Source organism: Polaromonas sp. CF318, assembly GCF_000282655.1.
GTDB lineage: Bacteria > Pseudomonadota > Gammaproteobacteria > Burkholderiales > Burkholderiaceae_C > Polaromonas.
The window spans coordinates 1-15125 of record NZ_AKIV01000108.1 but is presented as its reverse complement, the minus strand read 5'-3'; the positions used below and the strand labels follow the sequence as shown (position 1 = coordinate 15125).

The 15125-nt window shown below is 66.1% G+C and carries 13 protein-coding genes; all 13 read left to right on the top strand.

From position 1 onward, the window contains the following. The first annotated feature begins 370 nt into the window (after positions 1-370). Positions 371-1561, top strand: a complete 1191-nt coding sequence (locus tag PMI15_RS19160) for an EAL and HDOD domain-containing protein (protein WP_007873102.1) — start codon at positions 371-373, stop codon at positions 1559-1561. 405 nt (positions 1562-1966) lie between these two features. Beyond that, on the top strand, positions 1967-2848 hold the full coding sequence (locus PMI15_RS19155) for a CheR family methyltransferase (protein WP_007873100.1): 882 nt from the start codon (positions 1967-1969) through the stop codon (positions 2846-2848). Further along, entirely contained in the window at positions 2845-3504 is a 660-nt protein-coding gene (gene cheD, locus PMI15_RS19150; protein ID WP_007873097.1) for a chemoreceptor glutamine deamidase CheD, read from the top strand. The genes PMI15_RS19155 and cheD overlap by 4 nt, the downstream gene beginning before the upstream one ends. After that, positions 3501-4601, top strand: coding sequence for a chemotaxis response regulator protein-glutamate methylesterase (locus tag PMI15_RS19145; RefSeq protein WP_007873095.1), 1101 nt, complete (start codon positions 3501-3503; stop codon positions 4599-4601). The genes cheD and PMI15_RS19145 overlap by 4 nt, the downstream gene beginning before the upstream one ends. Positions 4602-4670: 69 nt before the next feature. After that, positions 4671-5069 carry a chemotaxis response regulator CheY gene (gene cheY, locus PMI15_RS19140; protein WP_007873092.1) on the top strand — a complete coding sequence of 133 codons (399 nt, stop codon included), beginning with the start codon at positions 4671-4673 and terminating at the stop codon, positions 5067-5069. Position 5070: 1 nt separating this feature from the next. Next, the gene (cheZ, locus tag PMI15_RS19135) at positions 5071-5721 is read left to right on the top strand and encodes a protein phosphatase CheZ (protein WP_007873088.1); all 651 of its coding nucleotides are present in this window, start codon (positions 5071-5073) and stop codon (positions 5719-5721) included. A gap of 609 nt (positions 5722-6330) precedes the next feature. Next, complete coding sequence (flhB, locus tag PMI15_RS19130) at positions 6331-7482, top strand: flagellar biosynthesis protein FlhB (RefSeq protein WP_007873086.1); 1152 nt, start codon at positions 6331-6333, stop codon at positions 7480-7482. Positions 7483-7499: 17 nt separating this feature from the next. Continuing rightward, the gene (gene flhA / locus PMI15_RS19125) at positions 7500-9566 is read left to right on the top strand and encodes a flagellar biosynthesis protein FlhA (RefSeq protein ID WP_369751966.1); all 2067 of its coding nucleotides are present in this window, start codon (positions 7500-7502) and stop codon (positions 9564-9566) included. Then, positions 9563-11917, top strand: a complete 2355-nt coding sequence (flhF, locus tag PMI15_RS19120; protein WP_007873080.1) for a flagellar biosynthesis protein FlhF — start codon at positions 9563-9565, stop codon at positions 11915-11917. Before flhA ends, flhF begins: the two co-directional genes overlap by 4 nt. Before the next feature lie 10 nt (positions 11918-11927). Then, on the top strand, positions 11928-12605 hold the full coding sequence (locus PMI15_RS19115; protein ID WP_007873076.1) for a hypothetical protein: 678 nt from the start codon (positions 11928-11930) through the stop codon (positions 12603-12605). Between the two features lie 35 nt (positions 12606-12640). Further along, positions 12641-13471, top strand: coding sequence for an RNA polymerase sigma factor FliA (locus PMI15_RS19110; protein ID WP_007873074.1), 831 nt, complete (start codon positions 12641-12643; stop codon positions 13469-13471). 331 nt (positions 13472-13802) lie between these two features. Further along, entirely contained in the window at positions 13803-14291 is a 489-nt protein-coding gene (locus tag PMI15_RS19105; RefSeq protein WP_007873072.1) for a chemotaxis protein CheW, read from the top strand. A gap of 32 nt (positions 14292-14323) precedes the next feature. After that, positions 14324-15125: HAMP domain-containing protein (locus PMI15_RS19100; protein ID WP_007873069.1), on the top strand; the 802-nt coding region annotated here is incomplete at its 3' end.

The following is a 15125-nucleotide window of genomic DNA, read 5'->3' as shown; positions in this document are numbered from 1 at the left end:
TCTTTTGCTTACTTTTCTTTTGGCGAAGCAAAAGAAAAGTGAGTTGCCGCCGGGCAACCCCCGGCCAGCAGAACTAAGTAGGGGAAGCAGGGGAAGAGCGCACTCAGCCGGAGCAAGACCCGGCCAGCCGCCCGCAGCAAGAGAACCAAGGAGATAAGAGGAACAGAGGAGGCGCGCCCGCCGGAGCAAGACCCGGCCCCTAACCCCTTTATTTCGAAAACAGACGGCTAAACCCCTCCTTATTCACCGCAATCAATTGCGAGCTTTTTCCTTACAGTGACCCCAAAACCCATCTTGCCGATGGCCGGCTGGGGTCGCTGGCGCCCAAAGAGACAAACCGCTAGCTACTACAACCAAATCAACCTCCACCATGCCAGACCCCAAATTCCTTGTAAGAGCCCCTCTGCTGGACCCCAAACAACAGGTGGTCGGCTACAGGCTGGCCTGGCAGAGTTCGGTGCCCACGGATCCGCAGGAAGACGTGCGGCAGCTGCTGGACTTTGTGGGTGAGCGGGCCCATGATGCCGAGCTGGGTTTGCTGTTCCTCGATGCCGAGCGCGGCGTGCCGCCGGGCGGCATCCTGGCTGGCGGGATACCTGGCAACACGGTGCTGATGCTGGACTGCCCGGACCTGGCCGAGGACTGCGTGGCGGGCATGGCTTCCATGCGTGAACAGGGCTTGCAGCTGGCGCTGCGTGGTGCCAGCCTCGCGTTCATGGAAACGCATGCCGAGACGCTGCTGCCGCTGGCCACGCACATCGAGCTGCCCTGGGGACATCCGGATTTTGCGGCGCTCAGCAACCTGGCGAAGCAGGCCGAGCCGCCGCTGGCGGTGGTGGTGCAGGATTTCCCGGGCTGGGGCGAGTTCGACAAGTCGGCCGCGCATGGCGTGAGCGGCTTCTTCGGGCAACTGTGCACCACGCCGCGCCCGATCAACAACGCCGGGGCGCTGAGCCCGCAGGCGATTTTTATCCTGCAGCTGATGCAGATGGTGCAGGAAAACGCTGACGTGCGGCACATCGAGGGTGTGCTCAAGCGCGACGCGGCGCTGTCGTACAAGCTGTTCCGCTACATCAACTCGCCGGGCTTCGGCATCGAGGTCGAGATCGAATCGCTGCGCCATGCGGTGACCATGCTGGGCTATACCCCGCTGTTCCGCTGGCTGTCGGTGCTGCTGGCCACGACCAACACGGCCGGGTATTCGCACGCGCTGCTGCAGGCGGCGATTGTGCGCGGGCGTTTTGCCGAGCTGCTGGGCAAGGACTTGCTGCCGCGCGGCGAGGCCGAGCACCTGTTTTTTGTCGGCATGTTCTCGCTGCTGGACCAGCTGCTGGGCATCCCGCTCGAGAAGGTGGTGAGCCAGATCCTGCTGCCCGAGCCGGTGGTGCAGGCCCTGCTGGGCCGCGAGGGTGTCTACGGCCCCTTTCTGTCGCTGGTCGAGGCCTGTGAGCAAAGAGACGGCCGGGTGCCGGCGCTGGCCGATGCGCTGTTTGTGACCTCCACCCGCGTCAACCAGGCGCACCTGGCGGCGCTGGCCTGGGCGCATACGGTCACTATCTAGCGCCATCCACGGATGAATCCCTATCCGCAGATGACGCAGATTTCCGCAGATAAAGACAAACGCAATGCAATGTTGTTTAGTGGATGGCTTGCACAGATGGGGATAGGGATGAAGCCTTGGGTACAAACTTCTTCTCTTCAATCTGTGTAAATCTGCGAAATCTGCGGGTGAATTCTTATACCCACAGATGACGCGGATTGCCGCGGATAAAGACAGATAACTAAGACGTTCTGACGACAGACGGGTTTCCCTGATCGAACCGGTCGCTCCGCCATCGCCAGAGAAGCGGGTGTTTTCGCGCGCTTTTCGGGCCATGGCGCGCGGCGCCGCCTTTGTACATTGAAGCATGGCCATTTGCACTGTGCACACGGCGCGTGGCCCCGCGCGCGATGGCAGACAAAACCTATGAACACACCCCTGCATGGCGCAACGGCCTCGTCGGCCGGTCCGGATTTCCTCCTGACGGACCATGATTTTTCGAAGATACGCACGCTGATCCACCAGCGGGCCGGCATTGCCCTGAGCACGCAGAAACGGCAGATGGTCTACAGCCGGCTGGCGCGGCGCCTGCGCGAGCTGCGGCTGACCGAGTTCGCGAGCTATCTGCGTTTCCTCGAAGCCGACCCGCAGGGCGACGAATGGCAGCAGTTCACCAATGCGCTGACGACCAATCTCACGGCTTTTTTTCGCGAGGCCCACCATTTCCCGGTGCTGGCCGAGCACGCCAAAAAATGCGCCCAGCCCATGAGCGTCTGGTGTTCGGCCGCCTCCACCGGCGAGGAGCCTTATTCCATCGCCATGACCTTGATCGAGGCGCTGGGCGAGCGCGCCGCCTCGGCGGCCAGCGTGATGGCCACCGACATAGACACCCAGGTGCTGGCCAAGGCCCAGGCCGGGATCTTCACGATGGAGCAGGTCAGCAAGTTGTCGCCGGCGCGGCTCAAGCGCTTTTTCCTCAAGGGTGCGGGCGCGCAGGCCGGCAAGGTGCGCATACGGCCCGAAGTCGCGGCCATGGTGAAGTTCGGGCAGCTCAACCTGCTGGACGCGAAATGGGCGCTGCGCGAGCCCTTTGACGCGATCTTCTGCCGCAACGTGATGATCTACTTCGACAAGCCCACGCAGGGCCGCATCCTGCAGCGCTTCGCGCCGCTGATGAAGCCGCACGGCCTGCTGTTTGCCGGGCATTCGGAAAACTTCTCCTTTGCCAGCGACACCTTCCGGCTCAAGGGCCAGACGGTGTACGAACTCGTGGCGCCCGGCATGAAAGCGGAAAAGGCGCTGCCATGACCACGGCGCACCGGGAGACCCTGGCCACCCACCATTATTTCGACCGCGAGTTCGGCCTCGCGGCGGTCAAGCTGCTGCCCGGCGAATACTTTGTGACCTCCAGCGACATGGTGCTGACCACGGTGCTGGGATCCTGCGTCTCGGCCTGCGTGCGCGATGCCGTGGCCGGCATAGGCGGCATGAACCATTTCATGCTGCCGGAAGATGCCGAACCGGGCACCCGCGGCGCGGCGGCCTCCATGCGCTACGGCGCCTACGCCATGGAGATGCTGCTCAACGAGCTGCTCAAGGCCGGCGCGCGGCGCGAGCGGCTCGAGGCCAAGGTCTTCGGCGGCGGCGCGGTGCTGGCCAACATGACGCTGCTCAACATCGGCGAGCGCAATGCCGACTTTGTGCTGCGCTATCTGCAGATGGAGCAGGTGCGGGTGGCCGCCCAGGACTTGCGCGGCAACTACCCGCGGCGCATCAACTACTTCCCGGTGACGGGCCGGGTCACCATGCGCAAGCTGCGCCAGCAGGACGACGTGGCGCTGGTGCGCGACGAGGAGCAGGCGCTGGCCGCCACGCTGCGCAGGCCGGCCCGGCCCGCCAGTGTCGAGATCTTCAGCAACGGCCAGGCCGCGGGTGCGGCCGCCAGGAATGCGTGGGCTTTATGAACGCGAACGTGAACGGGACTGCCAAAAAGATCAAGGTGCTGTGCGTCGACGACTCGGCGCTGATACGCAGCCTGATGACCGAGATCATCAACAGCCAGCCCGACATGGTGGTGGTGGCCACGGCCTCGGACCCGCTGGTCGCGCGCGACCTGGTCAAGCAGCACAACCCCGACGTGATGACGCTGGACGTGGAAATGCCGCGCATGGACGGCCTGGAGTTCCTGGAAAAACTCATGCGGCTGCGGCCCATGCCGGTGCTCATGGTGTCCTCGCTGACCGAACGCGGCTCGGAAGCGGCGCTGCGCGCGCTGGAACTGGGCGCGATTGATTTTGTGACCAAGCCGCGCCTGGGCATACGCGACGGCCTGCTGTCCTATACCGACCTGATCGCCGGCAAGATACGCATCGCGGCGAGCGCCAAGCTGCTGCCGGTGCGGCGCGCGGCGCCGGCGGGCGGCATGGCCGATGGGGAAGCGCCGCTGCTGCACAGCCCGCTGCTGAGCACCGAAAAACTCATCATCATCGGCGCCTCCACCGGCGGCACCGAGGCCATACGCGAGGTGCTGCAGCCGCTGCCGCCCGACAGCCCGGCCATCCTGATCGCCCAGCACATGCCGGCGGGCTTTACCAATTCTTTCGCGCAGCGGCTCAACGGGCTGTGCCGCATCGTGGTTTCGGAAGCGGTGCACGGCGAGCGTGTGCTGCCCGGCCATGCCTACATCGCGCCGGGCGGCTTTCATTTGTCGCTCACGCGCAGCGGCGCCAACTACGTGGCCCAGGTCGACCAGGCGCCGCCCGTGAACCGGCACCGGCCCTCGGTCGACGTGCTGTTCGACTCGGCCGCGCGCCATGCCGGCAAGAACGCCATCGGCGTGATCCTGACCGGCATGGGGCGCGACGGTGCCGAGGGCCTGCAGCGCATGCGCCAGGCCGGCGCCCACACCATCGCGCAGGACGAGGCCAGTTGCGTGGTCTACGGCATGCCGCGCGAGGCCGTGGCGCTGGGCGCGGCGGCCGAGGTGGCGCCGCTGCGCGAGATCAGCCAGCGCGTGCTGGCGCACCTGCGCTCTTTCGGGGAGCGCACCAACCGGGTGTAGGACCTCAAGCTGAACGCCAAACCGGCCGTAAACCAATCGTAAAACTGAATGAAAAAACTGGAGTGAAGCGTGGTTGATAAAAACATCAAAATCCTGGTCGTGGATGACTTCCCGACCATGCGCCGGATTGTGCGCAACCTGCTCAAGGAGCTGGAGTTCGTCAACGTCGACGAAGCCGAGGACGGCGCCGCGGGCCTGGAAAAGGTCAAAACCGGCAGCTACGGCTTTGTGGTCTCGGACTGGAACATGCCGAACATGGACGGCCTGGCCATGCTGCAGGCCATACGCGCCGACCCGCAGTTCGCCAAACTGCCGGTGCTGATGGTGACGGCCGAGGCGAAAAAGGAAAACATCATCGCGGCCGCGCAGGCCGGCGCCAACGGCTATGTGGTCAAGCCCTTCACCGCCGTGACGCTGGAGGAAAAGATCAACAAGATCTTTGAAAAGATCGAGAAGGAGGGTGCCTGACATGGACGCACACCAAGCCGTAGCCCTGCACCCCGCGGCCGCCGGCGATTCGGCCGAACAGCTGGTCAACCGCATAGGCCATTTGACGCGCCAGATGCGCGAGGGCATGCGCGAACTGGGCCTGGACAAAAGCATCGCGCGCGCGGCCGAGGCGATTCCCGACGCGCGCGACCGCCTCAGCTATGTGGCCCAGATGACCGAACGCGCGGCCGAAAGGGCGCTCAACGCCATCGACGTGGCCCAGCCCATACAGGACAATCTGGCGAAGCAGGCGGTGGAGCTCGGCAAGCGCTGGGACAGCTGGTTCAACAGCCCGCTGGAGCTGGCCGATGCGCGCGAGCTGGTCGAAGACACGCGCGGCTACCTGGCCGAAGCGCCCAGGCAGGCCGGCGCCACCAATGCGCAGCTCATGGAAATCATGATGGCCCAGGACTTCCAGGACCTGACCGGCCAGGTCATCAAGAAGATGATGGACGTGATCAAGGACATGGAGACGCAGCTGCTGCAGCTGCTGATCGACAACGCGCCGCCCGACAAGCGCCAGGAGGCGGGGCAGGGCCTGCTCAATGGTCCGCAGATCAAGATCGGCAATGCGGATGCGGTGGCCGATCAAGGGCAGGTCGACGATTTGCTGGCGAGCCTGGGGTTCTGAGCTGTCTGGAATCTGCGGACGGACTTTTGTCCGCAGAGGATGCGGGGATTTTTATCCGCAGATTACGCAGATTTCCGCAGATAAAACCAGAGAAATGAAATTCAAGGTATCCATTCCCTCTCTTCAATCTGTGGAAATCTGCGTCATCTGCGGATGAATCTGTCTGCGAAGGGGGAAAAATTTATATCCACAGATTACGCAGATTTCCGCAGATTAAAACCATCGTGATGAAAGTCATGTGGCTGGCGTGTGTGTGATCGGAATGAAGCTGTTGGTCCAGATTTCTTCTCTTCAATCTGTGTAAATCTGCGTAATCTGCGGATGAATCTGTCTGCGAAGGGGCAAAAAAATTTATATCCACAGATTACGCAGATTTACGCAGATAAAACCAGGGAAGTGAAGTTCAAGGCATCCATTCCCTCTCTTCAATCTGTGAAAATCTGCGTCATCTGCGGATAAATTCTTCGATCCCGCATCCCGCCCGGCCAGCACAGCTCATTCCCCAAAGAACAGCCCGATACAGGGCCTGTTTCACTGATCGGTTTCACGCCTCCCCTCCAATAATTCTTATGACTGGGCGCACCTCGCGCCCTGCGCTGCGGAGTATGGATGGCGGAAGAAAGTGAGCTCGAAAAGACCGAACCGGCCTCGCCGCGCCGCCTGGAAAAGGCGCGCGAAGAAGGCCAGGTGGCGCGGTCGCGCGAGCTGGTCACCTTTGTCATGCTGGCCACCGGCGTGGCCGGGCTGTGGATGCTGGGCGAGATGATGGGCGGGCATTTCAACAGCGCGCTGCGCGGCGGCCTGCAGTTCGAGCGGGCCTCGGCCTTTGATGCCTCGCACATGATGAACCAGGCCGGCACCGCCGTGCTGCACGCCATGCAGGCATTGCTGCCGGTGCTGCTGATGCTGCTGGTGGCCGCGCTGGTGACGCCCATGCTGCTGGGCGGCTGGCTGCTGTCGGCCCAGTCGCTGGCGCCGAATTTTTCCAAGCTCAACCCGGTTGCCGGCATAGGCCGCATGTTCTCGGTCGAGTCGCTGGCCGAGCTGGCCAAGACCCTGCTCAAGTCGGCGCTGGTGGGCGGCGTCGCCTGGTGGGTGATCGCGGACGACCTGGGCGCCATCATGGGCCTGATGCGCGAGCCCTCGCACGCCGCGCTGCCGCACACCCTGCACCTGGTCGTTGGCAGCTGCGCGCTGATCATCGCCTCGCTGCTGCTGGTGGCCGGCATCGACGTGCCCTACCAGCTCTGGAGCCACGCGCGCAAGCTGCGCATGTCGCGCGAGGACCTGCGCCAGGAGAACAAGGAAAGCGAGGGCGACCCGCACATCAAGGCGCAGATACGCCGGCAGCAGCAACAGATGGCCAAGCGCCGCATGATGGCCGAGGTGCCCAAGGCCGACATCATCGTCACCAACCCCACGCATTTCGCCGTTGCCCTTCAATACCTGGACCAGGACATGCGCGCGCCGCGCGTCATCGCCAAGGGCACGGACCTGGTGGCCCTGCGCATACGCGCCATGGCCGAGGAACACAAGATCCCGGTGCTGGAAGCGCCGCCGCTGACGCGCGCGCTGTATCGCCACACCAAACTCGGCGACGAAATCCCGGCAGCGCTGTATTCGGCCGTGGCCGAGGTGCTGGCCTGGGCCTACCAGCTGCGGCGCGCGGCCGGGGGCGGCGTGGCGCCACCGCGCGCACCGCGCGACCTGCCGGTGCCTGAGTCGCTGGACCCGCTTGCCTTGAGTGGAAACGCCGCATGACGCTGGTCGACGACCTGATGCGCCTGCCACGCCAGATGATGGCCGGCGGCAAGGGCAAGGGCCTGGCCGGCCCGGTGCTCATCATCCTGATCCTCAGCATGATGGTGCTGCCGCTGCCGCCGTTTTTGCTGGACCTGCTGTTCACCTTCAACATCGCGCTGTCCATCATGGTGCTGCTGGTCAGCATGTACACGATGAAGGCGCTGGACTTCGCGGCCTTCCCGGCCGTGCTGCTGTTCACCACGCTGCTGCGCCTGTCGCTGAACGTCGCTTCCACGCGCGTGGTGCTGATGGAAGGCCATACCGGGCCGGACGCCGCCGGCAAGGTGATCGAGGCTTTCGGCCACTTCCTGGTGGGCGGCAACTTCGCGGTCGGCGTGATGGTCTTCATCATCCTGGTGGTGATCAACTTCATGGTCATCACCAAGGGCGCGGGCCGCATCGCCGAGGTGGGCGCGCGCTTCACGCTGGACGCCATGCCGGGCAAGCAGATGGCGATCGACGCCGACCTCAACGCCGGCCTGATCGGCGAGGACGTGGCGCGCAAGCGCCGCGCCGAAGTGGCGCAGGAGGCCGACTTCTACGGCTCCATGGACGGCGCCAGCAAGTTTGTGCGCGGCGATGCCGTGGCCGGCCTGCTGATCCTGGTGATCAACATCATCGGCGGGCTGATCGTGGGCATGGCCCAGCACGGGCTGGATTTTTCGCAGGCGGCCACGACTTACACCCTGCTGGCCATCGGCGACGGCCTGGTCGCGCAGATCCCGGCGCTGGTGATCTCCACGGCGGCCGGCGTCATCGTCTCGCGCGTCACCACCGACGAGGACGTGGGCGGCCAGCTCACGGGCCAGCTCTTCGCGAATCCGCAGGTGCTGTTCCTGACGGCCGGCGTCATAGGCCTGATGGGCCTGATCCCCGGCATGCCCAACATCGCGTTTTTGATCATCGCGGGCGGCCTGGTCTGGCTGGGCCGGCGCATTGTGCGGCGCGGCGCCGCGGCCGCGGCCGCCGCGGCTGAAGCACCGCCGCCGCCGGCCCCGGCCGAATCGCAGGAGGCCAGCTGGGACGACGTGGCGCTGGTGGACCCGCTGGGGCTGGAGGTCGGCTACCGGCTGATCTCGCTGGTGGACAAAAGCCAGAACGGCGAACTGCTGGGCCGCATCAAAAGCATACGCAAGAAGTTCGCGCAGGACATCGGTTTCCTGGTGCCCGTGGTCCACATCCGCGACAACCTGGAGATCAAGCCCAACGCCTATGTGCTCAAGCTCAAGGGCGTGCAGATCGGCGAGGGCGAAGCCTTTCCCGGCCAGTGGATGGCCATCAACCCGGGCCAGGTCAGCGCCCCCCTGCCGGGCACGCAGACCAGGGACCCGGCTTTCGGCCTGCCCGCGACCTGGATAGACAGCGGCCTGCGCGAGCAGGCGCAGATCTACGGCTACACCGTGGTCGATGCCAGCACCGTGGTGGCCACGCACCTCAACCATTTGATCCACGCGCATGCGGCCGAGCTGCTGGGCCGGCAGGAAGTGCAGCAGCTGCTGGACCGCATCGGCAAGGAATCGCCCATGCTGGTGCAGGACCTGGTGCCCAAGACACTCTCGCTCACGACGCTGCAGAAGGTGCTGCAGAACCTGCTCGAGGAAAACGTGCCGATACGCGACATGCGCACCATCCTCGACGTGCTGGCCGAGCACGCGCCCACCGTGAGCGACACCACCGAGCTCGGCTCGCTGATACGGCTGGCGCTGTCGCGCGCCATCGTGCAGCAGATCTTCCCGGGCAACGAAGCCCTGCAGGTGATAGGCCTGGACAGCGCGCTGGACCGTGTGCTGCTGCAGGCTCTGGCCAACAGCGCCGGCCTGGAGCCGGGCCTGGCCGACAGGCTGCTGCGCGAAGCCCAGCAGGCCATGGACCGCCAGGCCGGGCTGGGCCTGGCGCCGGTGCTGGTGGTGCAGCACCCGCTGCGTGTGCTGCTGGCGCGCTTCCTGCGCCGCAGCCTGCCGCAGCTCAAGGTGCTGTCGCACGCTGAGATACCCGACACCCGCACCATCCAGGTGACCGCCACGATTGGAGCCACGACGTGAACAGCCGCATCAGCAACGCCGGGCAGACCTGCCGGGTCGTCGCGCCTTCGAGCCGCGAGGCCTTGCGCCTGGTGCGCGAAAAACTGGGCCCCGATGCCGTGGTGCTGTCCAACCGCGTGACGGCCGAAGGCGTGGAGGTGCTCGCGGCACTGGAGGAATTTGCCGCCGCACCCGCGCCTGCCTCCGCACCCGCCGTGGCGGCCGTGCCTGCCGCCCCTGTCGCCCCTGCCGCCTCCATGAGCCCGCCGGCCGGAAGCGACGCCGTGCTGCGCGAAATCCATTCCATGCGCGGCATGATTGAAGAGCAGCTGGCCGGCATGGCCTGGAATGAGAAACAGCGGCGCGACCCGGTGCGCGGCCATTTGCTGCGCACCCTGCTGGGCGCGGGCTTCAGCGCGCGCCTGGCCAAGGACATCCTGCAGGACCTGCCCACGGGCCAGGGCCAGGCGCAGGGCATGGACTATGCGAAGGCCGAGCTCGCGCGCCGCATGCCGCTGCTCGAGGACGAAGGCGCACTGCTGGATGAGGGCGGCGTTTACGCGCTGATGGGCCCGACCGGCGTGGGCAAGACCACCACCACGGCCAAGCTCGCGGCGCGCTGCGTGATGCGCTTCGGCGCCGACAGGCTGGCCCTGGTCACCACCGACAGCTACCGCATAGGCGCTTACGAGCAGCTGCGCATCTACGGCCAGATCCTGGGCGTGTCGGTGCATGCGGTGAAGGACGCGGCCGACCTGGACCGGGTACTGGCCGTCCTGCGCGACAAACACATGGTGCTGATAGACACCGTGGGCATGAGCCAGCGCGACCGCGCGGTCGCCGGCCAGATCGCCATGCTGTGCGGCGCGAGCCGGCCGGTCAAGCGCCTGCTGCTGCTCAATGCCTCCAGCCACGGCGACACCCTCAATGAAGTGGTGCAGGCCTACCGCCACGGCGAGAAGGTCGGCGGTGACTGGGACCTGGCCGGCTGCATCTTCACCAAGGTCGACGAGGCCACGCACCCGGGCGCGCTGATCGACATGGCGATACGCCACCAGCTGCCGGTGCATTACATCTCCAGCGGCCAGAAGGTGCCTGAGCACCTGGCGCCGGCCGACGGCCGGGCCCTGGTCGACAGCGTGTTCCAGGCCCGCAGCCGCAGCGCGCTGTTTGTGCCCGGCGAGTCCGGGCTCGAGGACAAACCCGCTGCGCGCGACGAAGAGGCCCAAGCCACCAGCGAGCGGCTGCGCGCGCAATGCCGGCAACTGATCAATGCCCTGACGCACAACGCGCAGGAACTGGCCGCCAACGCGGCCGCGCTGTCGCGGGGCGGCATAGGTTTTGAGGAAACGCGCGCGCTGTGGCGCCGGCTTGCCGACCCTGCGGATGTCGACGACGCGCAGGGCATCTCGCGGGCGCTGCTGTCCCGGGCCGTGGAGGACAGCGCCGCACTGTGTGATGGCCGTGTGCTGGCCGTGGCCGGTGAAGCGCGCGGAAGCGGCGCGGCGCAGGGACTGGTCGGTACGCTGCTGCTGTCGGACCGCACGGGCAAGGTGTTCGCGGCGCCGCTGCAAGGCCCTGCGGACCCGGCACAGCCGGCACAAGCGGCAGGGTGGGCGCTGCAGCCCGCGCTGGGCAAGACGGTGGTCCACCTCTTTGCGCAGGTGCCCGAGGCCGGCCTGGTCCGCCAATGGCAGCGTGAAGGCCGCGCCTGGGCGGCGGCCGGCAGCTCGGCGATGCGCGTCGTCGATCCGGACACCGGCGCGCGCGGCACTCTGGGCAAGCTGGCCGCCGGCCTGGATTTCGGCGCGGCCCAGCCCGTGCTCTACCGCACGAAGGCGGCCTTGATGTCGGTGGCCGAGGCGCGTGTCAGCCTCAGGCCCGAACTCGACGAGATGGCGCCGGGCACGCAGCCGCCGTTGCCGGTGCTGCGCTGCGTGGTCAGGCGCATGGTGGATGCGGCGAGCGGCAAGCTGCTGGCCCACAGCTATGTGCTGGCCGGCGAGAACGTGCGCGCCACGGCGCGGCAGATGGCGCAGTGGCCGGCCTGGCGCAGCGCCGCCGAACCCTATTTCAGGCTGCTGGGCCAGGGCATGGCCCAGCTCGATGCGGCGGCCGTGCCGTCGCGCCGGCTGATCGCCGGCCAGGCCTGCGCCACGGTGTTTTTGCTGCAGGGCCTGCAGGACGGCTGGGCCGGCACGGCGCGCGCGGCGCTCGCGCAGCTGGCCGGCCGTGCGCTGAAAGCCGGCCGGCCCGTGCCGGCCGCCGTGCTGCTCGAAGGCCTGGGCAAGCTGCTGGTGCTGCTCGACGCGCTGGAGACGGAGGGCGTGGAGCAGCCGGTGCCGGCGCACACACCCGCCGCGCGCGACTGAGGATGGGCGAATGAAAACACCGGGCAGCGACCAGGCCGACGGGCTCAGGCGCCTCATGGCGAACAGCCCGGGCCGGCTGCTGGCTTTTGTGGCCGGCGCGCCGGCCGCGGGCGTGAGCAGCGTCACGCTCAACCTCGCGGCGGCGCTGGCGCGCCTGGGCCAGGACGTGCGCCTGGTCGATGAGCGCGGCGATGCACCTTCGGGGCCGACGCGGCGCCGCGGCCGGCTGGTGCTGCTCGATGCGGTGCTGGGCGAAGACGGTGTGCTGTCGCCGCTCGCGGCCCGGGCCGACGAGGTTGTGGTGCTGCTGCGGCCAGAGGCCCCAGCGATCACCGCGGCCTATGCCTGCATCAAGCGGCTGCAGCAGGCCCATGGGCTGCGGCGCGTGCGGGTGCTGGTCAACCACGCGGCCGACGCGGGCGAGGCCCAGCGCATCCTGGCCAACCTGGCCGGTGCCGCGGGCCGCTACCTGGGCCTGGCGCTGGAGCCGGCCGGCTGCATCAGCGCCGACCCGCAGCTGGACCAGGCGCGCGGGCTCAACCTCAGCGTGGTGGAAGCCTTTCCGGGCAGCCCGGCCGCGGCGGATTTCTACCGGCTGGCCTCGGCGCTGTTGCGCTGGCCGGCGCAGCCCGCCGCCGAAGAAGACGGCGCGCCGCGCGTGGACGGCTTGCACGCGGCCGCCGCCTGACACCCGACCGTTCAAGAAGCAGGAGGAATCCTTCCATGTACACCCCCCAGGGAAAGATGGCCCAGTCCGCCCCGTCGGAACTGCTGGCGCAGCACGCGCCGCTGGTGCGCAGGCTGGCGCTGCAGATGATCGCCAGGCTGCCGGCCAGCGTGGAGCTGGACGACCTGATCCAGGTCGGCATGATGGGCTTGCTGGACGCCGCCGAAAAATATCAGGACGACCAGGGCGCGAAGTTCGAGACCTACGCGAGCCAGCGCATACGCGGCGCCATGCTCGACGAGCTGCGCGCCAACGACTGGGTGTCGCGCGGCCTGCGCAAGTCCTCGCGCAGCGTGGCCATGGCGGTGCGCGCGCAGGAGCAAAAGCTGGGCCGCGCGCCCACTGAAAGCGAGATCGCCCAGGCCATGGAGCTGCCGCTGGCGGCCTACCAGCAGCTGCTGCACGAGATACACGGCTGCCAGCTTGTCTACTACGAAGATTTTGAGCGCGGCGACGGCGAGGCCGGCGAGAGCAGCTTCCTGGACCGCCAGGACCACGGCGACAGCGTGCTGGCCGACGAGCCGCTCACGCAGCTGCTGCAGGGCGATTTCCGGCGCCAGCTGATCGCCGCCATCGGCCAGCTGCCCGAGCGCGAGCAACTGCTGCTCAGCCTTTATTACGAGGAAGAGCTGAACCTGCGCGAGATAGGCGCGGTGCTGGATGTGACCCAGTCGCGCGTCTGCCAGCTGCACAGCCAGGCCATCAGCCGGCTGCGCGCCGGCCTGGCCGAGGCACTGGGCCTGGAAGTGGCGCCGCGCCCGTCCGTGCGCAAGCCAAGTCCTCGAAGACAGATTCATCCGCAGATTTCGCAGATTGCCACAGATTGAAGAAAAGAAATTTATCGCTGGAACCTATCCCTCTACACCGCTCACACGGCCTTGCCTTTCGAGGTTTTCATCTGTGTAAATCTGCGAAATCTGTGGATAAAGATTTCATCCGCAGATGACGCAGATTTCCACAGATTGAAGAGAAGGAATCTGTACCCGGGCTTCAACTTCATGGTTTTGTCTGCGTAAATCTGCGTCATCTGCGGATATGAATTCATCAAAACGCCAGGATGGCTTGGTGAGTGGCGCTTAAGTTTTCATCAGGCCAGTCGATAGATAAACGATAGATACACGATAGAGACAAACATCCATTCATTCCAAAGGAGTGCGTATGCACCAAACAGACAGCAGCCCCGCGGCAGCCGGTAAATCGCTCGAATTCCTGGCCTTCAGGCTGGGCCGGGAAGAGTACGGCGTGGACATCCAGAAAGTGCAGGAACTGCGCGGCTACGACGCTGTGACGCGCATCGCCAACGCGCCCGAACACATCAAGGGCGTGGTCAACCTGCGCGGCATCATCGTGCCGATCGTGGACATGCGCATCAAGTTCAACCTGGGCACGCCCAGCTACGACCAGTTCACCGTGGTCATCATTTTGAACATCGCCAGCCGGGTGATGGGCATGGTGGTGGACAGCGTCTCGGACGTGATCACGCTGGACGCCGACCAGGTCAGGCCCGCGCCCGAGATGGGCGCGCTGCTGGACACCGAATACCTGACAGGCCTGGGCACGCTGGACGACCGCATGCTCATCCTGGTCGACATCGACAAGCTCATGTCCAGCAGCGACATGGCCCTGATCAACGCCGCCGCGTCCTGAGCGGCCACCCCTTTTTGTCTGGAGTTTTCATCATGTTTTTAGGCAATCTCTCCATCGGCAAGCGCCTGGCCGTCGTGGTCGGCCTCATTCTTGTACTGTTTGTGACGAGCAGCGTTCTGGCCGTCCTCAAGCTCAGCCAGCTGGGCGAGGAAATCAAGGCCATGGTCGAGAAGAACATCAAGACCGAGCGGGCCGGCTCCGACTGGCTGCGCCACACCACCGCGGGCATACAGCGCGCCGCGGCCATCGCCAAGAGCAGCGACGCCGGCCTGGTCGCCTATTTCGCGCCGGCATCGGCGGCCTCGATCAAGAACACCAACGAACTGCAGAAATTCATCGAGCAGCAAATGGACACGCCCGAGAAAAAACAGCTCTTCGACAAGGTCGGCGAGCTGCGCAAGGTCTACCTGGCCGCGCGCGAGGACGTGAGCAAGGCCAAGCAGGCGGGCGACATGGAGGGCGCGAACCGGATTTTCACCGAGCGTTTTGAGCCGACTTCGCGCGACTACCTGGCCGGCGTGCAGAAGATGGTGGACAACGAACGCGAACTGCTCGATGACGCGGCGCAGCGCGGCGAGGCATTGCGCGCCAGAATCAGCCTGCTGCTGGTGGTCTGCAGCGTGTTCTCGCTGGGCCTGGGCGCCCTGCTGGCCTGGCTGCTGGTGCGCAGCATCACCCGGCCCCTGTCGCATGCCGTGCAGGTGGCGCGCGCGGTGGCCGCCGGCGACCTGACCAGCCGGATTGAGGTCGAGAGCCGGGACGAAACCGGCCAGCTCATGCAGGCGCTGAAAGACATGAACGACAGCCTGGTGGGCATCGTCGGCAATGTGCGCA